This is a genomic window from Cupriavidus basilensis OR16 (genome assembly GCF_000243095.1).
GTDB classification, from domain to species: domain Bacteria; phylum Pseudomonadota; class Gammaproteobacteria; order Burkholderiales; family Burkholderiaceae; genus Cupriavidus; species Cupriavidus basilensis_D.
Genome location: NZ_AHJE01000105.1, coordinates 35,157 through 54,854 on the forward strand (window position 1 = coordinate 35,157; position 19,698 = coordinate 54,854).

The following is a 19,698-nucleotide window of genomic DNA, read 5'->3' on the forward strand; positions in this document are numbered from 1 at the left end:
CCCGCGTAGTCAATGCACTATCATGACGCTGCTCCGATTCGAACAGCCGCTCATGACACAGTCTTCTTGCCCGCCGACCCCGCACACCTTGCCCGGCGCCGCTGCATCCTCCGATTACCTGCAAGGCATGCCCTATCGCCACTACAAGGGCGGCGCCTATGCCATCGTCGGCCTCGGCGTGATCGAGTCGGACCTGTCACAGGTGGTGGTGTACGAGTCGATGCGGGATCGCTCGCGCTTGTGGGTGAGGCCGCTGGAGGTGTTCGGCGAAAGCGTCGCCACGCCGCAGGGTACGCAGCCGCGTTTCGCACCGGACTGGCCGGCCGCGCTGGCTTGCCTGGACTTCATCCCGCGCGCGGCGGTGCTGCAAGTGCTGGCCTGCTACGACGCGCCATACCGCCATTACCACGATCGCCACCATGTGCTGGAAATGTTCGCGCTTGCGCAGGCGCGCGGCATGGCGCTCGCGCCCGCGCAAGCGCTAGCCGTGCTGTTCCACGATGCCGTCTACGTGCCGGGATGCGAGCATAACGAAGCGGCATCGGCGGCGTTGATCGAGACCATGGTGAGCGGGGTTGACGCGGCGGTGACGTCGCTGGCCGCGCGTATCGTGATGGATACCTGCGGGCATCGTGCGTCGGTGCCGGAGTCGGGGGCGGTGCTGGACCTGGACCTGTATCGGCTGGCTGTGCCCGACGCGGACTTCGACGCATACACCGTCGCCGTGTTCGAGGAAAACAAGGCGCTGCTGGCCAATCGCCTGGGCTTGTCTGGAGACGCCTTGTATGCGGCCTTTTTGCAACGCAGGGCCGCGTTCCTGCAGGCCATGGCGCAGCGCCCGCAACTGTTCATGACGCCCGCCTTTGCCGATTGCGAAGCGCCGGCGCGCGCCAATATCGCGCGCATGGCGGCGGGGGGCTGAGGCGATGGTGGCTGCTCCCGTTCAGGCGCTCGCGGCCGTCCAGCCCGCTGCCGCGCCGTGGCTCACACCGGCAACCGCGCTGGGCGTGGTGGGCCTTCTCGCCTTGTTCGCGTTGTTGCTGCTCTGCGTGGTGCGCGGCTTGCTGCTGGTCATCCGCCCGCTGGTGCGCAGGCTCGATACCGCGCGCCTGCGTGGCCGCGATGCGCTGCGCGAGCGTTCAGGGGCGCGGTGGCCGCGCGTGGCCAGCATGCTGGAGCGCGATATCGTCGAGTTGCTCCTGCTGGCTGTGGCCGGTGTGCTGTTGCTGGCTTGCGCCGCCGCGTTGCTGTGGCTGGGTGAATCCATCGCCGAAGGCGCGCCGCTGGTGCAGGTGGACCAGGCGGTGTTCGCGCAGCTGCGCGCGTGGCAGCAGGGCTGGCTGGATACGGCCATGGTGGCGCTGACCGAGCTGGGCGGCGCGCGGGTTTCCGTGGCGGTGGGCGTGGCGGTTTTTGGCTGGCTGGCGTGGCGCCGTGCCTGGGTGGCGGCCGCTTACTGGGTGGGGGCGCTGGTTGGCGCGCGCGCCTGCGTGATGGTGCTCAAGCTTGCCCTTGAGCGCAGCCGGCCGGCCAGCATCTACGGCGGCCTGGAGTCGTTCTCGTTTCCCAGCGGCCACGCCACCAGCAGCATGGTGACCTATGGCTTCCTGGCCTTCCTGCTGTGCCTGCGCCAGCCGTGGCGGGTACGGATGCCGGTGGTGGCGCTGACGGCGGTGGTGGTGACGCTGATCTGCCTGTCGCGCCTCTACCTTGGCATGCACTGGCTGTCCGACGTGCTGGCGGGCTGCGCGCTCGGCTTGGCGTGGATCGTGCTGCTGGGCACCGCGTATGCCACCCTGCATGTGCCGGAGCGCCTGGCGCCGCTGCGCCTGGGCGCGGTCGCCGCCGCGGCGGTGGTGGTGGTCGGCGCCTGGATCGTGGTGTTCCAGCTGCCCGCCACGGTCGAGCGCTATCGCCGCGCGCTTACGGCTGGAACGGCGCCGCCGGCGGCAGCCGCGAGACCAGCAACTGATCGATCTTGTGATGGTCGATGTCCAGCACTTCAAAGCGGAATCCCGCTGCTTCGATCGCTTCCGATTTCTTCGGGATCCGCTTGAGCGTGTAGATGACGAGCCCGGCGGCAGTATCGACGTAATCCTCGCCGGGCAGCTCATCGAGTTCCAGCGCTTTCTTCAGGTCCACCAGCGGCGTCACGCCGTCGACCAGCCATGAGCTTTCGTCGCGCCGCACGATCTGCTCGTCTTCGGTGGAGTAGATGATGTTGCCCATCAGCGCGCCGACGATATCGTCCAGCGTGACGATGCCCACCACCAGGCCGTATTCGTTCATCACCACCGCGAAATTCTGGTGCATCTCGCGAAAGCGCGTGAGCGATTCGGTGAGCGTCAGCGTGTCCGGGATCACCAGCACGTTCTTGTCGTGGTGCTTGCCGATATTGCCGATGTTGCCGATCACGCCGGTGGAGTCGTCGGCGAGGAACATCTGCAGGATGTCCTTCGAATCAATGTAGCCCAGCACGTCGTCGAGGTTATGCCCGCATACCGGATACTGCGCATGGGGATAGTTGACCAGCTTGCGCCGCAGGCTGTCGGCGGACTCGTCCAGCCCGATGTAGACCACATCGTCGCGCGGGGTCATCACCGCGGTGACGTTCTTGGCGTCCAGCTCGAACACGTTCTCGATCAGGTGGATCTCGTGCTTGTGCAGCACGCCGGCCTCCGCCCCCGCGTCGACCATGGCGGCGATGTCTTCGGAGGTGATCTGGTCGATGTGCTTGGTGGGCACGCCGAACAGGTGCAGCGTGGCGTTGGCGGCGCCGTTGAACACGTAGACCAGCGGCTTGAAGATCTTGATGAGCGTGAGCATCGGCCCGATCACCACCAGCGCGCAGGCCTCGGGAAAGGTCATGGCGATGCGCTTGGGGATCAGGTCGGCGAACTGGATAAAGAGCAGGGTGACGATCAGGAAGGAGCCGACATTGGCGATGCGCTGGGTCGTGACCACGTCCAGGTAGGGCAGCAGCGCCGTCTGGAACAGGTCGGAGACGTGCTTCTCGCCGACGATACCCGCCAGGATGGCTACGCTGTTGACGCCGATCTGCACGATGGTGAAGAAATTGCCCGGCTCCTCCTTGAGCTGCATGATCTTGGTGGCGCGGCGGTCGCCACGCTCCGACAGCGTTTGCAGCTTGGTGCGGCGCGATGCGGTCAGCGCGATCTCGGAAATCGAGAAGAAGGCACTGATCAGTATGAGCAGAAGCAGGATTAGGGCGAACATAGGTTTGGGAAAACACCGTTCAGGCGCTTTGATGATGGTGCACGGCGCACGGTACTGTCAAATTCCGCAAGGGCGGCGGGACGTTTCATTTAGCGGCATGCTCAAAACTGACCGCTGGCGCTTCCAGCCGCTGCGGCAGCGCAGCAGCCAGCTCCCGTGCGGCGGCGGCAAACTGTGCGCACATATCGTCGGCCAGGCTGGAGCTGCCGCGGTGGCTGGCGCGCAGCAACTGGATTTCGAACGGCAGCGCAGGCTTGACCGCATGCAGCGACACGCGCTCCGGGCTTGCGCCTAGCGCGGTGTACTGGTCGAGCAAGGTCAGGCCCAGGCCGGCATCGACCAGGGCCAGCGCCAGCGAGTAAGTCTGGACTTCCAGCGTGGAGCGCGGCTCCAGCGCATTGCGAGCCAGCGTCTGGCGCACCAGCAGCCCTAGCGAGCTGTTGTCGTCGTAGGCGATAAAGGGGCGTTCCACCAGCTTGTGCATTGGCACGTCGGCGCGCCGCCCGCGGGCCGCCAGCGGTTCGCCGCGCGGCACCGCCAGCAGCATTTGGCCTCCAGCTACCGGCTCGCTGAGGATGGCTTCATGGCGCGGCGGCGAGAACGCGAAGCCCAGGTCGATCTGGTTGGCCAGCAACCCTTGCACGATCTCGTCCGTGTGGTGGGTCAGCACCTGCACCTGCGTGTCGGGATGGCGCGCGCAAAAGCGGCGTACGGCTGGCACCAGCAGCGGATTGGCCAGGCTGGGCGTGGCTGCCACGCGCAGGCGGCCGGCGCCCTTGTGGCGCAGGCTTTCGGATACACGGCGTACCCGCTCGATCTCGCCATATAGCCGCTCGACATCGCCGTACAGCGCGGTGGCCTCTGGCGTGGCCCGCAGCCTGCCCTTGACCCGGTCGAACAAACGGAAGCCGAGCGTGGCCTCGGCATGCTGCAGCACGCGCGTGACGACTGGCTGGGAGACGTGCAGTAGGCGCGCGGCCTCGCTGACGGTGCCGGTCAGCATGACCGCGCGAAAGACTTCGATCTGACGCAATCGCATGTGGCAAGGGCGGGCGCCGCAGCAAAGCGGCACCCATAGCCTAAAGACATATTCTTGCACGTATTCGCATTGGGCAAGGCCGGCTGCGTGGTCTACCCTGTGTCGGATCGGCAAGGGCCGGGTCAACGAGGCGGGTGATGAAGGTTGTGATCGTAGGGGCGGGCGTGATCGGGATGAGCGCTGCATGGCGGCTGGCAGGCGACGGGCACGATGTCACCGTGCTGGAGCGGCGCGACGGCCCGGGCGAGGAAACCAGCTTCGCCAACGGCGGGCAGCTCAGCTATAGCTATGTGGCGCCGCTCGCGGGGCCGGGGGTGCTGGCCAAGGTGCCCGGGTGGCTGCTGCGCGCGGATTCGCCGATGCGCTTCCGGCCATCGATGGACCCGGCGCAGTGGCGCTGGCTGGCGGCGTTTGCGCTGGCTTGCAATGCCTCCGCCAGCGAGGCCACGACGCGCAAGCTGCTGCGCCTCGCCTTCTACTCCCGCGACTTGATGCAGGCTTTTGTCGACAGCCAGCCGGTGGAGTTTGGCTTTGCCCGGCGCGGCAAGCTGATTGTGCACCGCGACGCGGCCAGCTTTGATGCCGCCTGCCGCTTGCTCGACTACCAGGCCAGCCTGGGCTGCGAGCAGCAGGCGCTGGACGGCGACGCGTGCGTGGCGCTGGAGCCTGCATTGGCCGGCATCCGCGGCGAGATTGCCGGGGCGATTCATACGCCGAGCGAGGAAGTGGCCGATTGCCATCGGTTCTGCCTGGCGTTGGCACAATTGCTGCGTGATCGTTCTGGCGTGTCGCTGCGCTTTGGCACCGGCGTGCTGGGCATCGAGCGCGCGGGCGATCGCGTCACCGGCGTGCGTACCGATGCCGGCATCGAGCGGGCAGATGCCGTGGTGGTGGCAGGCGGCATCGGCAGCGTGGCCTTGCTCAAGCCCCTGGGCGTGCGGGCGCCGCTGTGGCCGCTCAAGGGCTACAGCATCACGGTGCCGATTAGCGATGGCGAGTGCGCGCCGCACATCAGCATCACCGATTTTGCGCGCAAGATCGTCTATGCCCGCATCGGCAACACCTTGCGCGTGGCGGGCATGGCCGACCTGGTACGCGCGGACACCGTCATCGACCGTGCCCGCATCGCCACGCTGGCCTTGGAGACTCGCGCGCTGTTCGGCGACATGGCGCCGGGCATGGCCCCGGAGCAGCTGCAGCCGTGGGCGGGCTTGCGCCCGGCCACGCCGACCGGCTTGCCGATGGTCGGGCCCACCAGCCTGCGCGGCCTGTGGCTCGATATCGGCCACGGCGCGCTCGGCTTCACGCTGGCCATGGGCAGCGCGGGCTTGCTGGCCGATGGCTTGGCCGGGCGCAAGCCGGCCATTGATGAAAGGGATTTTGCCGCGACGCTGGTTTGACCGGCAGCGCTCCGGAGCCACGTTTTTTTGCCTTGCTGTTTGCCTTACCGTTTGCCTCATCGCTTCACGACCAAGCAAGACTTCGAGCCATTCCCACCAAGGAGAAAACGATATGAAATCGCACGTCCGCTACAACCGAATCTCCCGTTGCCTGCTGGCGCTCGGCATGCTGGCTGGCGCCGCTGGCGCCGTCAACAACGCCAATGCCGCCGACGGCGATACGCTGCGCAAGATCAAGGACACCGGTGTGATCTCGCTGGGCTATCGCGAGTCCTCCATCCCGTTCTCCTATACCAACGGCCGCGATGTGATGGGCTACTCGCACGAGATCCTGCTGCAGATCGTCGACAAGGTGAAGGCGCAATTGCAACTGTCCAAGCTGGAGGTCAAGCTGGTGCCCATCACGTCGCAGAATCGCATTTCGCTGATGCAGAACGGCACCATCGACATTGAGTGCGGCACCACCACCAACAACCTCGAGCGGCAGAAGCAGGTTGCGTTCTCCAACAGCCTCTTTGGGCGTGAAGGACTTCCCCGACCTCAAGGATCGCAACGTGGTGACCACCGCGGGCACCACGGACGAGCGCCTGCTGGTCAAGATGAATGGCGAAAAGGCCATGAACATGAACCTGATCAGCGCCAAGGACCATGGGCAGTCGTTCCTGATCCTGGAGACGGGCCGCGCGGTGGCCTTCGTGATGGACGAGCCGCTGCTCTACGGCGAGCTGACCAAGGCCAAGAGCGCCAATGACTGGACCGTGGTGGGGACGCCGCTGCAGACCGAGAACTACGCCTGCATGTTCCGCAAGGACGATCCGTCCTTCAAAACGCTGGCCGACGGCGTGATCGCCGACCTGATGACCAGCGGCCGTGCCGAGCAGTTGTACAAGAAGTGGTTCCAGTCGCCGATCCCGCCGCGCAACATCAACCTGAACTATCCGCTCTCGGCCGACATGAAGGATCTTTATGCCCACCCGAACGACAAGGCGTTCCAGTAAGCCGGGCGGTGCGGGGCCAGGCAGGGCAGGGCAGGGCGAATCGTTATTGCCGTTCGACAGGAAATTGCGCTAGGCTGAAAGCCGGCCTGCGCTCTGGATGGGCCAACGCTTGCCGGACCAGTGCGGACGCCGTCCGCGCCGGCAGTGCTGACTGGAGAACATATGCGATCGCTTCGTACTGCCTGCCTCAAAGCCCTGTTCGCCGTTTCGTTGCTGGCGGCCGGCGCCGCCGCGCAGGCCGCCGACCTGCTCGACACCGTGAAGCAAGCCGGCGTGCTCAGGATCGGGCTGGAAGGCACCTATCCGCCGTTCAACTACCGCGGCGGCAACAACCAGCTGGAAGGCTTCGATGTGGACGTGGCAAAGGCGGTCGCGGCCAAACTGGGCGTGAAGCCGGAGTTCGTCACCACCGAGTGGAGCGGCATCATTGCCGGGCTGCAGGCCGGCAAGTTCGACGTGATCGTCAACCAGGTCGCGGTGACGCCGCAGCGCAAGGAGGTGCTGGATTTCTCCACGCCGTACGTTTATTCGGCGGCACAACTGATCCAGCGCAAGGACGACAAGCGCCAGTTCAAGTCGCTGGAAGACCTCAAGGGCAAGAAGCTGGGCGTGAGCCTTGGCAGCAACTACAACGAGCTGGCCAAGTCGGTGCCGGGCATCGACGTCAAGACTTACCCGGGTGCGCCTGAATACCTGCGCGACCTGGCCTCGGAACGCGTGGACGCCGCGCTCAACGACCGCCTGATGATCGGCTACCTGATCAAGACTTCGAACCTGCCGCTGCGGCCCGGCGCCATTGTCGAAGGCGGCACCTCCGAGGTGGGGATTCCCTTGCGCAAGGACAATCCGAAGTTCAAGCAGGCCATTGACCGGGCGCTCGAGGAGATGCGCAAGGACGGCAGCCTCGGCAAGCTCTCGGCGAAATGGTTTGGTTCCGACGTGACCAAGCCGGCCAGGTAAGCGTAGCTTGCGCGCATCCGGCGCGGGCCGCGGTGCGGATACCGTGGCCTCGCCGGTGATCCCGGCACCCGGGCGTTGAGACTTCGCGATGCCGCCACGGCCGCCCTCGTTGCGATGGCGGCATGCTCCAGGGCCTACCATGTCCGCTCTCCAGCTTGTCGCCAACTCGCTGCCCGTGCTGCTACAGGGCATGCTGCTCACCATCAAGTTTGCCGTGCTGTCGATGGTCTTCGGACTGGTGATCGGCACCGTGATCGCCCTGATGGGCATCAGCCACCAGCGCTTGCTGACGACCATCGCTCGGGTCTACGTCAGCATCATGCGCGGCACACCGCTGCTGGTGCAGATCTTCGTGGTGTATTACGGCTTGCCCGGCATCGGCATTGCGCTGGAGCCCACCCCGGCCGGGGTGCTGACGCTGAGCTTGAACGTAGGGGCTTATCTGTCCGAGAGCATGCGCGGCGCGATTCTCGGCATCCCGCGCGGGCAGTGGCTGGCGGCCTATAGCCTGGGGCTGACCCAGGGCCAGACGCTGCGCTACGTGGTGGGGCCGCAGGCGCTGCGGCTGGCGGTGCCCAGCCTGTCAAACAGCCTGATCAGCCTGATCAAGGACACCTCGCTGGTGTCGGTGATTACCGTGACCGAACTGCTGCGCACCGCGCAGGAGGTGATTGCCGCAACCTACCAGCCGCTACCGCTCTATCTTGCGGTGGCCGCGATCTACTGGATGCTCAGCACGGCGTTGTCGCAGGTGCAAAGGCGGCTGGAGCGGCGGTTGTCGTTGCCGGGGAGGCATTAGGGGGTGAGGGGTAGGGGGGCTTTGATTTGGGCGGCGATGGCGTCTTGGGTGCAAAAACCATCGCCGCAAAAAAGAAGCAGCACCGCGCCCCACAGCAAGAAAGCAAGAAAGCCAGCCGATAAGGCTGGCTTTCTTGTTTATCGCGAGGCCCCCCCCACTTACCCCTGAGCAATCCTCTGCTCAATATGCCCCAGCGCCTCCTCCACCTGGTCCACCAAAATCAAGCAAAGGTCGCCCGGCTGCAAATGCGACAACGCAGTATCGATGGCGAGGAATTCCCCGCGGATCTCTTCCACCGTGCCGGCGCGCGTCGCGCCTTCCAGGCCCTCGCGCAGCAAGGCCAGCACTTCGCCGTCCTCGCGTCCGCGCTGGCACTGGTCCTGGTACAGGATCACTTCGTCGAACACGCCACCGAGGATTTCGGTCTGGCGGCGGATATCGACATCGCGGCGGTCGCCCGCGCCGCTGATCACCACCGAGCGGCGCTTGGCCGGCATGCCTTCGATGGCGCTGCACAGCGCCTGGATCGCATCCGGGTTGTGGCCGTAGTCGGCGATCAGCGTCGCGCCTTTGTAGTCGAACACGTTGAAGCGTCCGGGGGCGGTGGCTGCGTCGTTGACAAAGGTCGCCAGGCTGCGGCGGATGACGTCCCAGTCGATCCCGAGCGCCCATGCCGCCGCGGTGGCGGACATGGCGTTCTCGACCTGGAAGCCGATCGAGCCACCACGCGTGAGCGGGATGCTCGACAGAGCGATGCGCACCTGGTTTTCGCCTTCGGCGGCCACGATATGGCCATCCTCGACATACACCACGCGCTTGCCTTGTGCGCAGTGCGTTGCCATCACGGGATTGTTCAGGTCCAACGCGAAGAAGGTCACGGCGCCGGGGCAGGCGTCGGCCATGCGCACCACCATCGGGTCGGCGGCATTGAGCACGGCCATGCCGTGCGGGGCCACGTTCTGCACGATCACGCTTTTCAGCACGGCGAGGTCTTCCACGGTGCTGATGTAGGACAGCCCGAGGTGATCGCCTTCGCCCACATTGGTGACCACGGCCACATCGCAGCGATCGAAGGCCAGGCCTTCGCGCAGCAGGCCGCCGCGCGCGGTTTCGAACACGGCTGCGTCCACGTCGGGGTGCATCAGCACATTGCGGGCGCTGCGCGGGCCGCTGCAGTCGCCGGTATCGATGCGCTCGCCCTTGACGTAGACACCGTCGGTGCCGGTCATGCCAATACGCAGGCCGCTGCCAGCCAGCAGGTGGGCAATCAGGCGGACCGTGGTGGTCTTGCCGTTGGTGCCGGAGACCGCCACCACGGGGATGCGGCCGTCGTCGCCGTCGGCGAACATCGTGGAGATGATGGCTTCGCCTACCGCGCGGCCTTTGCCGTAGGAGGGCTGCAGGTGCATGCGCAGGCCCGGCGCGGCATTGACTTCGACGATGCCGCCGGCTTGTTCCTCGAACGGCTTGAGCACGGTCTCGCAGACCGCATCGACGCCGCAGATGTCCAGGCCGACCATGCGCGCGGCCGCCACGGCGCGGGCGGCCATGTCGGGGTGCACATCGTCGGTGACGTCCGTCGCGCTGCCGCCGGTGGACAGGTTGGCGTTATTGCGCAGCACCACGCGGGTGCCCTTGGGCGGCACCGCATCCGCGCTCAGATGCTGCTTGGCCAGCGTGGCCAGCGCGATATCGTCAAAGCGGATCTTGGTCAGCGAGGTAGCGTGCCCCTCGCCGCGGCGCGGGTCGCGATTCACTTCGTCGACCAGCTGGCGCACGGTGTGCTTGCCGTCGCCAGTGACCTGGGGCGGATCGCGGCGGGCGGCGGCCACCAGGTGGTTGCCCACCACCAGCAGTCGGAAATCGTGGCCCGGAATATAGCGCTCGACGATCACATCGGAGCTGATCTCGGCGGCGACTTCATAGGCGGCGATGACTTCCTCGCGGGTGCGGATGCGTACCGCCACGCCCTTGCCCTGGTTGCCGTCGCGCGGCTTGACCACCACCGGCGCGTCGATTTCCTGTGCGGCGGCCCAGGCTTCTTCGGGGTCCGAGACGGAGCGGCCCAGCGGCACAGGCACGCCGGCGGCGTGCAGCAGCGTCTTGGTGAGTTCCTTGTCTTGGGCGATCGATTCCGAGACCGCGCTGGTCATGTCGGTTTCGGCGGCCTGGATGCGGCGTTGCTTGCTGCCCCAGCCGAACTGCACCATGCTGCCTTGCGTCAGGCGGCGATACGGAATGCCGCGTGCCACGCCCGCGTAGACGATGGAGCCGGTGCTCGGCCCCAGGCGCACGTCTTCATCGAGCTCGCGCAGGCGATGCAGCGCATCGGCCAGGTCGAACGGCATGTCGTCGCGCGCGGCGCGGCACAGCGTGGCGGCGAGTTCCAGCGCCAGCCGGCCGACTTCTTCCTCGCTGTATTGCACCACCACCTGGTAGGTGCCGGGCTCGACCGTGGGTGCGGTGCGGCTGAAGCTGACCGGGCAGCCGGCCTCCGCCTGCAGGCGCATGGCCGCACATTCCAGCGCGTGCGCCAGCGACACCACCCCTTCGTTGTCATCGGGCCGCAGCGGGCCTACCTCGGGAAAGCGCGCGCGCAGGCGCTCTTCAAAACCGGGCAGCTCAGCCAGCATGTGGGCCTCGTCGGAGCACGAAACGATGGCTTCGATGGCAGTGTGGCGGCACCACAGGTTAGGGCCGCGCAGGGCCCGGATACGTGAGACTTCCATGAAATCAGTTTCCTTGCGGATCAGGCGCGGCGGCCCGGTTGGCCCATCCACTGGTGCACCAGGTCGATCGTCGGCAGGGTCGTCGCTTCATCGCATTGCAGGACCAGCAGATCGCCGGCCACGACTTGCGCGAGCGCGGCCTCGATCGCCTGGCGGCGCGAGCCCTCGTCGATGATCTTGGTCACGCGCCGTCCTTCGTAAAGGCCCTGCTTGAGCAGCGCGCGTGCTTCGGCGTCCGGCAGCGTGCGCTTGATCGAGGTGTCCTCGCACAGGAACACGCGGTCGAACGCAGCACCCAGCACCTTGCCTTGCTTGACGATGTCTTCATCGCGGCGCGGCGCGCCGGCGCCGTAATTGTGGGCGTCGTCGATCACCACGATGGCGCCGTTGCGCTCGAACAGCGTGAAGCGTCCGGGCACATCCACCTGGCCCACATCGAATGTCACCACGCCAGCGCGAATCAGGTCATTGGAGATGCCCAGCGCCCAGCCGGTGGCCACGGCCGCCAGCACGTTCTCGACCTGGAAGGCCACGCGGCCCGCATAGGTGAGGGGAATCGCGGCCACATCGGTCAGCGGCACCTCGCGGCTGCCGGTGGCGAGCACCACCTTGCCGTCGCGCACGTAGACCGCGCGGCGCCCGGCCGCGCGATGCGCGGCAATGGCGGGCAGGTCGGCCGACAGGCCGAAGAAGATCACGTCGCCATCGCACAGCTCCGCCATCTCCACCACCAGCGGGTCGCGCGCATTGAGCACCGCCACGCCGCCGTCCAGCACCACGTCGATCTGCGTGCGCAGCACGCTGTACATCTTCTCGACTTCTTCGACGTAATACTGGCCGAGGTGGTCGGGCACATCGATATTGGTCACCACGCCGACCTGGCAACGGTCGTAGGCGAGGCCTTCGGACAGGATGGTGCCGCTATCGTTCTCGAGCACGGCGGCATCCACCGCGCGGTTCATCAGGATGCGGTGGGCCGCGTCCCAGTTGGCGCGGTCGCCGCCCTGCACCTGGCGGCGGTCCAGGTAGAGGCCATCGCTGCAAGCCAGGCCGGTGTGCTTGCCCGAGAGCTGCAGCAGGCGCGCGACCAGCTTGGCCACCACGGTCTTGCCATTGGTGCCGGTGATGCCGACCACCGGAATGCGGCCGTTGTCGTCGCCTTCGCCAGCCGGGAACAGGTGATCCACCACGGCACGGCCCACCGGGCGGGCTTCGCCGTTGGAGGGCTTCAGGTGCATCAGCAGGCCAGGACCGGCATTGACCTCGACAATGGCGCCGCGCTGCTCGGCTAGCGGCCGCGAAATATCCTGCGCCACCAGGTCGACGCCGGCGATGTCCAGGCCCACGACGCGGGCGGCCAGCGAGGCATGCGCGGCCACGCTCGGGTGCACGCGGTCGGTGACGTCGAAGGCGACATTGCCGTTGCGCTGGATCAGCACGTGCTTGCCTTCGGGTGGCACGGATGTGGCGTCGAAGCCCTGGCGCTTGAGTTCCAGGCGCGCGGCCGAGTCCAGCCGCACCTTGTTGAGCGGGTGGTCTTCGGTGTTGCCGCGGCGCGGGTCGGAATTGATCTGCGACTCGATCAGCTCGTCGATGGTCGACTTGCCGTCGCCGGTCACGCTGGCGGTCTCGCCCATGGCGGCGGCCACCAGGCGGCCGCCCACCACCAGCAGGCGGTGTTCGTTGCCCAGCACGAAGCGCTCGACGATGACGCCGCTGCCTTCGTCGATGGCGACCCCATAGGCGGTCTCGACTTCCTCGCGCGTGGTCAGGTTGGTGAACACGCCGCGGCCGTGGTTGCCGTCATAGGGCTTGACCACCACTGGCAGGCCGATGTCCTCGGCGGCGTCCCAGGCGTCGGCCGCGCTTTCCACCAGCCGGCCTTCGGGCACGGGCACGCCGCAGGATTCCAGCAGGCTCTTGGTCAGGTCCTTGTCGCGCGAGATGCTCTCGGCGATGGCCGCGGTGCGGTCGGTCTCGGCGGTCCAGATGCGGCGCTGGCGGCTGCCATAGCCAAGTTGCACCAGGTTGCCCTCGGACAAGCGCAGGGCAGGGATGCCGCGGTCGTCGGCAGCGTCGACGATGCAGGCCGTGCTCGGGCCCAGGCAGTGCTTGTCCACCAGGCGGCGCAGGTGATCCACCGTCTCCTGGACGTCATAGGGGCGGTCCTCGATGGCGGCCATCACCAGGTCGCGGGCGGCGAACAGGGCGGCACGGGTGACATCCTCGTGCCAGGCCCGCACGATCACCTTGTAGACGCCGCGGATCGGGGTCTCGCGCGCCTTGCCGAAGCCGCCGGGCATGCCGGCGAGGTTCTGCAGCTCAAGCGTGACGTGTTCCAGGATGTGGCCAGGCCACGTGCCTTCCTTGAGCCGCTGCAGGAAGCCGCCGCGCTCGCCGATACTGCAGCGGTGCTCGACCAGCGAGGGCAGCCATGCCGACAGGCGCTCGTAGAACCCCGGAATCTTGTTGGAGGGAAAATCCTCCAGTTCCCCGATATCGACCCACGCCTCCAGCACAGGCCGATATGTCCACATATTCGGGCCGCGCAGCGACATGACATCGAAAATCTCAATGTCCTTCTTTTTCATTGATTTAGCTTGAGGCAGTGGGCGAGTGCCCGAGAAATAGAAGCCTAACCTTTCAGTAACGTTACAACGGTCAGCCGGTTGACTTTCTTTATTAAAATGCGATTGTGCAGTGCATCATGGGCGCCCGTGTGATTGGCCTTATGTATACTGCGGGCAAATCGACGGGCCGCCAGGGCGCGCCCGCGCTAAATTGTTTCAAGTTATGTCCATAGTCCAAGGACGCAGCATGCCGTACCAACGATGACCCAACCTTCCTTGCCCGTGATTGACAGCGACGCCCAGACCGAGCCGTGGCGTAACGAACCCGGCGCCCGCCTGCAACCTGGCGAAGCCGTCCTTGCCTGGCTCGAAGTCGACCTTGACGCAAAGCTGCATTTTACCCAAGGCTGGGTACTTGTGACGGATCGTCGCTTGCTGGCACGCATGCCGGCGCAAAAAGACTGGCAGGAATGGACAATCCAGCCCGGATTATCGCTGCATCACGCCGATCACGCGGGGGTCGGCACGCTGGAATTGCAAGACAACGGGCGATTGCTGGCCAGCTGGCGCTACACCCTGGGCCACAACCCGGCCGCGTTGCGCCTGATCGACCAGTTTCACGCGCAACGCGACCTGTCGGCCTCAGGCCGGGCGGGGCAGGTGGATATCGATACCGAAGCGGTCTGCCCGACCTGCAAGGCCCCGCTGCCCCCGGACGACGACCAATGCCCGCAATGCAGCCGTGACCTGGAAACGCCGCCGTCGACCTGGGCGCTGTTGCGTCTGTGGCGTTTTGCCCGGCCGTACCGCTTCCAGTTGCTGTCGGGCTTCCTGCTGACGCTGCTGTCCACCGCCGCGACGCTGGTGCCGCCGTACCTGACCATGCCGTTGATGGACAACGTGCTGATTCCCTACCAGAACGGGCTGCCCATCGATTACGACCGGGTCAAGCTGTACCTGGCCGGCCTGCTGGGCGCGGCGCTGGTGGCATGGAGCCTCGGCTGGGCCCGCACCTACCTGCTGGCACGGGTCTCCGAGCGCATTGGCGCGGACCTGCGCACCACCACCTACGAGCACCTGCTGCGGCTGTCGCTGGAGTACTTCGGCGGCAAGCGCACGGGCGACCTGATGGCCCGCATCGGCTCGGAAAGCGACCGCATCTGCGTGTTTCTGTCGCTACATTTGCTGGATTTTGCCACCGACGTGCTGATGATCGTCATGACGGCGGCCATCCTGATTTCGATCAACCCGTGGCTGGCGCTGGTGACGCTGGTGCCGCTGCCGTTCATCGCGTGGATGATCCACCTGGTGCGCGACCGGCTGCGCCATGGCTTCGAGAAAATCGACCGGATCTGGTCGGAGATCACCAACGTGCTGGCCGATACGATCCCGGGCATCCGCGTGGTCAAGGCCTTCGCGCAGGAAAAGCGCGAGGTGGAGCGCTTCCGCGAAGCCAACCGGCACAACCTGGCAATCAACGACCGGGTCAACGCGGTGTGGTCGCTGTTTACCCCGACCGTCACGCTGCTGACCGAGATCGGCTTGCTGGTGGTGTGGATCTTTGGCATCTGGCAGGTCTCGCACAAGGCGATCACGGTCGGCGTGCTAGTGGCCTTCCTCACCTATATCAGCCGCTTCTATACACGCCTGGATTCGATGAGCCGCATCGTTTCGGTCACGCAGAAGGCCGCCGCCGGCGCCAAGCGCATTTTCGATATCCTCGATCACGTCTCCAGCGTGCCGGAGCCCGCGCGGCCGGTGCACCTGGAGCGCGTGGAGGGCGCCATCGAGTTGCGCGACCTGGGCTTCCGCTATGGCAACCGTGCCGTGATCCGCGGGCTCAACCTGTCGATCGCGCCGGGTGAAATGATTGGCCTGGTCGGGCATAGCGGCTCGGGCAAGAGCACGCTGGTCAACCTGATCTGCCGCTTCTACGATGTCTCCGAAGGCGCGATCCGGCTGGATGGTGTCGATATCCGCTCGCTGCCGGTATCGGAGTTCCGCAGCCATATCGGGCTGGTGCTGCAGGAGCCGTTCCTGTTCTTCGGCACGATTGCCGAGAACATTGCCTACGGCAAGCCGGGTGCTTCGCGCGAAGAGATCATCGCCGCGGCGCGCGCGGCCCATGCGCACGAGTTCATCCTGCGCCTGCCGCATGGCTACGATTCTCTCGTGGGCGAGCGCGGGCAAGCGCTGTCCGGCGGCGAACGCCAGCGTATCTCCATCGCGCGCGCGCTGCTGATCAACCCGCGCATCCTGATCATGGACGAGGCTACCTCGTCGGTGGATACGACGACCGAGAAGGAAATCCAGAAGGCACTGGATAACCTGGTGCAAGGCCGCACCACCATCGCCATCGCCCACCGCTTGTCCACGTTGCGCAAGGCGGACCGCCTGGTGGTAATGGACCGCGGACAGATCGTGGAAGTCGGCAACCACGATGAGTTGCTGGCGCGCGAAGGCGCCTACTACAAGCTCTACCGCCGCCGATGCGGTCAGCGTGCAATAAGGATGGGAGCTCATATGCAGCAAGTCGATTTCAAGCTCTCCCGCAATGCCCTTGGCCGGCTGGTGTTGACCACGGCGGACGGCATCGTGCACGACGGCGTGGTTCCCGTGCGCGCCTTTCCGATCGCCGCGCCTGACGATGGCGTCGGCCTGATCAGCACCGATGGCCGCGAACTGGCCTGGCTGCCCCGCCTGGACACCTTGCCCGCGCCCGTGCGCGAGATGATCGAGGCGGAGCTGGCCAGCCGCGAATTCATGCCGGAGATCCGCCGCATCCGCTCGGTGTCGACCTATGCCACCCCCAGCACCTGGGAGGTGGAGACGGATCGCGGCCTCACCTCGCTGGTGCTGCGCGGCGAGGAAGACATCCGCCGCCTGGCCGGCTCCACGCTGCTGATCTCCGACAGCCACGGCATTCACTACCTGGTGCGCAACCTCACGGCCCTGGACAAGGGCAGCCGCAAGATCCTCGACCGCTTTCTCTGACCTGCGCTTCAGAGCTTGCCGGTGAAGATCACCCCGACCTGGCGGTCGGGGCGCATCGCAAACAGGTAGAGCTGGCCGGGCGCGGGCAAGCTATGCGTGGTGGTAGGGTCGTAGTAGGCGATGCCGCTCATCGGCGTGTTCGCGTAGAGGCAGGTCGGACCGCTCAACTGCAGGACGACGTTATAGACCTTGCCCTGGCGGCGCGGCGTGGCGGTTCCCGTAAAGCTGCAGCCCGAGCCGCTGCCATCGAGCGTGAAGTTGCCGCTGGCGTCGACCACCAGCCGCACGCCGCCCGCGGTGATCCCGCTGGTGTCGATGACGTTCGACGTGCCGTTGTAAGTCCCCTTCAGGCCGTCGGTGGTCGCAATGAAGTTGTAGTCGGTGCTGTAGGTGGCGTTGACGACCGTGCTCCTGCCGTTGCGATAGGTGACCTGCGCCTGGATCGACTTGCCTGGCACATAGGCTGCCAATAGGTTCGCCGCGGTCAGGCTGTAGCCCGCCGCCTCCTGATTGAAATCCAGCCCGTTGTTATTCGTGGTCAGCGCGCCGCTGCCCGAACTGTAGTTGCCGGTCAGTACGCCCCGCGACACGTCTGGTATGCCCGGCATGGCGTAAAAGGCGTAATAGACGTTCTCGTCCAGCACCAGGATGTTGAACCGCTCGTTGGTGGCGGAGGTGCCGATGTAGAAGCCCGAGCCGAGCGCGATGGTGTCGGGCGCCGCCGGGATCACCGGCGTCGTCGGAGCCGTGGGTGTCGTCGGCGTCGTGGACGTAGCGGCGGGTGGGGTGCGCACGATCGCCAGTCCGCCATCGTTGTCGCCCGATCCGCCACAGCCTGCCAGTGCCAGTGCAATGCCCGCAGCCCCAATGAGTCTCTTCATTTGTACCTTGCCTGTTCCCGTGCGCATGGGCGCCTCTAGCGCCGCTTTTCGATTGCCGAAAAAATGTCGACTGTAACAGATGATTACAAATTGCCGATGACCTTGCCGCTTGCTGGCCGGGCCGCGCATGCCCGAGCGCGCAAAAAAAGACGCCCGCGCAGGAGTGCGCGGGCGCTGGAGGGCAACCCCGGACGTGAGGCCACGATGGCCTGCGTCAGGAAGCCCGCCTCTGCAGAGGCAGCTTGCGTAGATGATGCAGGCCCAGGGGAGTTCTGTGAATCGGACGAGTCTTAAGCCGGCGGAAATTGCCTGCTTTTTTCGGCGATTTTTTGAGGGGAGAGTGGGGGCTTTGTATCGCCCCCCCCATTATCAAAGCCGGAAAAAAAAAATAAAACCCCGAGGATACTAATCCTCGGGGTTTTGGTAGTCCCGGAAATAGCCGGAACTGAATATTGGTGGAGCCGGCGGGAATCGAACCCGCGTCCGCAAGCCCTCCACAGAGAGTTCTACATACTTAGTCCTGCCATTTGATTTAACCGGTGCATCGCGGACGGACACGCTCTACAACGGCGATTCACTAGATTTTCGTCCCTAGGTCCGTGACAAACTCAGGGCTTATCTGGCGTTAATGACCTCGCGTAGTCTTGCGACTCTAGCCCGCCAGCGAGCCAGTGCGAGGACGGCCGCAATTAAGCGGCCAGTGCGTAACGTTCGTCGTTAGCAGTTATTGCATTCCCATTGATTAACGAGGTGACGGGTCCTCGGTATGCCCTCCACTGCTTTGTAACCCACGTCGAAACCAGGTCGGCCCCTGCGTGAACTGTGTGAACAGTGTCAAGAAGGGTCATTGTACTCTGTTGGAGGCCCCAGGTGTGAATGCCTTCCGGGCCTCCTGTAGCGTCAGCGCTGTCCGCTGGGGGCCAGCAGGGCGATCAGCTCGCTGGGATGGCGTACCAGGTAGTCGGCGCCCCATGTTTCTGGTGGCTCGTCGTCGCCACAATAGCCGTAGGCAGCGGTGATGGTGATCATGCCGGCGGCCTTGCCGGCCTGGATGTCGCGCACGTCGTCGCCGACGTACACGCAGCGCCCGGGCGCCACGCCGCTGACTTCAGCGGCATGCAGCAGCGGCGCCGGGTGGGGCTTGGCGTGCGCCGTGGTGTCGCCGCTGACCACGGCCGAGGCGCGCGGCGCCAGCCCGATGGCGGCGACCAGCGGCGCGGTGAAGCGCGTGATCTTGTTGGTGACGATGCCCCAGCGGATGCCGGCGGACTCCAGCGCCTCCAGCACCTCGGCCATGCCGTCGAACAGGCGAGTATGCACCGCGATATCGGCCTCGTAGTAATCGAGGAAGGTATCGCGCAGCGCGGGGAACTCGGGGTCGGCCGGGTTCTTGCCGAAGGCGGCGCCGATCAGGCCGCGCGCGCCGTGCGACGCGACCGGGCGGAGTTTCTCGTAGGCCACGGGCGGGCGGCCGTGCTCGGTGACGAGACGGTTCGCGGCCGCGGCCAGGTCGGGCGCGGTGTCGGCAAGGGTGCCGTCGAGATCAAAAAAGACTGCGTCGTAGGTGCGCATGTTCAGGCGAGCCGGCGAAATGCCATCAAATAGTTCACATCGGTGTCCCGGCCCAGCGCGTAGACCTGGGTCAGCGGGTTGTAGGTCATGCCGCGCATCTCGACGAGCTCAAGCCCGGTGTTGCGGGCGTAGCGTGCGAGTTCGGACGGCGTGATGAATTTGTCGTAGTCATGCGTGCCGCGCGGCAGCATGTTGAGCACGTATTCAGCACCGACCACGGCCAGCAGATAGGCCTTCAGGTTGCGGTTGATGGTGGAGCAGAACACGTAGCCGCCCGGGCGTACCAGCGTGGCGCAGGCGCGCAGGATCGATTGCGGGTCGGGCACGTGTTCCAGCATCTCCATGCAGGTCACGACATCGACGCTGGCGGGCATGCGCGCCGCCAGGGCTTCGGCGGCGATCTCCTCGTAGGTCACTGTCACGCCGGACTCGAGGCTGTGCAGGTCGGCGACCTTCAGTGCCTTGGTGGACAGGTCGATGCCGCGCACCGTTGCGCCGGTGCGCGCCATGCTCTCCGCC

12 protein-coding genes, 1 other RNA gene and 2 pseudogenes are annotated in these 19,698 nt (G+C 65.8%); 7 read left to right on the forward strand and 8 right to left on the reverse strand.

The window, feature by feature from the left end:
- Window positions 1-52: 52 nt before the first annotated feature.
- Together OR16_RS31995 and OR16_RS47475 are read left to right on the forward strand one after the other, a co-directional pair.
- Window positions 53-922 carry a DUF1653 domain-containing protein gene (locus OR16_RS31995; RefSeq protein ID WP_237717299.1) on the forward strand — a complete coding sequence of 290 codons (870 nt, stop codon included), beginning with the start codon at window positions 53-55 and terminating at the stop codon, window positions 920-922.
- 430 nt (window positions 923-1,352) lie between these two features.
- A pseudogene (locus OR16_RS47475) lies at window positions 1,353-1,766 on the forward strand (phosphatase PAP2 family protein); the annotation flags it as partial.
- A gap of 157 nt (window positions 1,767-1,923) precedes the next feature.
- On the opposite strand, the gene OR16_RS32005 reads toward OR16_RS47475, so the two are convergent.
- Window positions 1,924-3,237 carry a hemolysin family protein gene (locus OR16_RS32005; protein WP_006162853.1) on the reverse strand — a complete coding sequence of 438 codons (1,314 nt, stop codon included), beginning with the start codon at window positions 3,235-3,237 and terminating at the stop codon, window positions 1,924-1,926.
- 85 nt (window positions 3,238-3,322) lie between these two features.
- Window positions 3,323-4,276: a LysR family transcriptional regulator gene (locus tag OR16_RS32010; protein ID WP_006162855.1), complete on the reverse strand. Its 954-nt coding sequence runs from the start codon at window positions 4,274-4,276 to the stop codon at window positions 3,323-3,325.
- A gap of 137 nt (window positions 4,277-4,413) precedes the next feature.
- Between OR16_RS32010 and OR16_RS32015 the strand changes: the two genes are divergently transcribed.
- From OR16_RS32015 to OR16_RS32030, 4 genes and pseudogenes are all read left to right on the forward strand, one after another.
- Window positions 4,414-5,676: a D-amino acid dehydrogenase gene (locus tag OR16_RS32015; protein WP_006162857.1), complete on the forward strand. Its 1,263-nt coding sequence runs from the start codon at window positions 4,414-4,416 to the stop codon at window positions 5,674-5,676.
- Window positions 5,677-5,788: 112 nt separating this feature from the next.
- A pseudogene (locus OR16_RS32020) lies at window positions 5,789-6,674 on the forward strand (transporter substrate-binding domain-containing protein).
- Between the two features lie 162 nt (window positions 6,675-6,836).
- Entirely contained in the window at window positions 6,837-7,634 is a 798-nt protein-coding gene (locus OR16_RS32025; protein WP_006162859.1) for a cystine ABC transporter substrate-binding protein, read from the forward strand.
- Between the two features lie 139 nt (window positions 7,635-7,773).
- Entirely contained in the window at window positions 7,774-8,433 is a 660-nt protein-coding gene (locus OR16_RS32030) for an amino acid ABC transporter permease (RefSeq protein ID WP_006162860.1), read from the forward strand.
- A 158-nt stretch (window positions 8,434-8,591) separates the two neighbouring features.
- On the opposite strand, the gene cphA (OR16_RS32035) is transcribed toward OR16_RS32030, so the two are convergent.
- Window positions 8,592-11,162 carry a cyanophycin synthetase gene (gene cphA, locus OR16_RS32035; RefSeq protein ID WP_006162862.1) on the reverse strand — a complete coding sequence of 857 codons (2,571 nt, stop codon included), beginning with the start codon at window positions 11,160-11,162 and terminating at the stop codon, window positions 8,592-8,594.
- 20 nt (window positions 11,163-11,182) lie between these two features.
- A complete protein-coding gene (gene cphA, locus OR16_RS32040; protein WP_006162864.1) occupies window positions 11,183-13,753 on the reverse strand; it encodes a cyanophycin synthetase in 2,571 nt (856 codons plus the stop codon).
- A gap of 240 nt (window positions 13,754-13,993) precedes the next feature.
- Between cphA (OR16_RS32040) and OR16_RS32045 the strand changes: the two genes are divergently transcribed.
- Window positions 13,994-16,726, forward strand: coding sequence for a DUF1854 domain-containing protein (locus OR16_RS32045; protein WP_006162866.1), 2,733 nt, complete (start codon window positions 13,994-13,996; stop codon window positions 16,724-16,726).
- Window positions 16,727-16,734: 8 nt separating this feature from the next.
- Here OR16_RS32045 and OR16_RS32050 read toward each other — a convergent pair whose 3' ends face one another.
- The 4 genes from OR16_RS32050 to ubiG all read right to left on the reverse strand — a co-directional run.
- Window positions 16,735-17,607, reverse strand: coding sequence for a hypothetical protein (locus OR16_RS32050; RefSeq protein WP_006162867.1), 873 nt, complete (start codon window positions 17,605-17,607; stop codon window positions 16,735-16,737).
- A gap of 453 nt (window positions 17,608-18,060) precedes the next feature.
- Window positions 18,061-18,419: a transfer-messenger RNA gene (gene ssrA / locus OR16_RS40580) on the reverse strand.
- An 88-nt stretch (window positions 18,420-18,507) separates the two neighbouring features.
- Window positions 18,508-19,179, reverse strand: coding sequence for a phosphoglycolate phosphatase (gene gph / locus OR16_RS32055; RefSeq protein WP_006162873.1), 672 nt, complete (start codon window positions 19,177-19,179; stop codon window positions 18,508-18,510).
- 2 nt (window positions 19,180-19,181) lie between these two features.
- Window positions 19,182-19,698, reverse strand: a 517-nt coding sequence (gene ubiG, locus OR16_RS32060; RefSeq protein WP_006162875.1) for a bifunctional 2-polyprenyl-6-hydroxyphenol methylase/3-demethylubiquinol 3-O-methyltransferase UbiG, incomplete at its 5' end; no start/stop codon positions are given.

Excerpts from the sequence above, each read along its gene's own strand:
- OR16_RS31995 (WP_237717299.1), top strand. The coding sequence starts at position 53 with ATGACACAGTCTTCTTGCCCGCCGACCCCGCACACCTTGCCCGGCGCC.
- OR16_RS32005 (WP_006162853.1), bottom strand. The coding sequence starts at position 3,237 with ATGTTCGCCCTAATCCTGCTTCTGCTCATACTGATCAGTGCCTTCTTC.
- OR16_RS32010 (WP_006162855.1), bottom strand. The coding sequence starts at position 4,276 with ATGCGATTGCGTCAGATCGAAGTCTTTCGCGCGGTCATGCTGACCGGC.
- OR16_RS32015 (WP_006162857.1), top strand. The coding sequence starts at position 4,414 with ATGAAGGTTGTGATCGTAGGGGCGGGCGTGATCGGGATGAGCGCTGCA.
- OR16_RS32025 (WP_006162859.1), top strand. The coding sequence starts at position 6,837 with ATGCGATCGCTTCGTACTGCCTGCCTCAAAGCCCTGTTCGCCGTTTCG.
- OR16_RS32030 (WP_006162860.1), top strand. The coding sequence starts at position 7,774 with ATGTCCGCTCTCCAGCTTGTCGCCAACTCGCTGCCCGTGCTGCTACAG.
- cphA (WP_006162862.1), bottom strand. The coding sequence starts at position 11,162 with ATGGAAGTCTCACGTATCCGGGCCCTGCGCGGCCCTAACCTGTGGTGC.
- cphA (WP_006162864.1), bottom strand. The coding sequence starts at position 13,753 with ATGAAAAAGAAGGACATTGAGATTTTCGATGTCATGTCGCTGCGCGGC.
- OR16_RS32045 (WP_006162866.1), top strand. The coding sequence starts at position 13,994 with ATGACCCAACCTTCCTTGCCCGTGATTGACAGCGACGCCCAGACCGAG.
- OR16_RS32050 (WP_006162867.1), bottom strand. The coding sequence starts at position 17,607 with ATGAAGAGACTCATTGGGGCTGCGGGCATTGCACTGGCACTGGCAGGC.
- gph (WP_006162873.1), bottom strand. The coding sequence starts at position 19,179 with ATGCGCACCTACGACGCAGTCTTTTTTGATCTCGACGGCACCCTTGCC.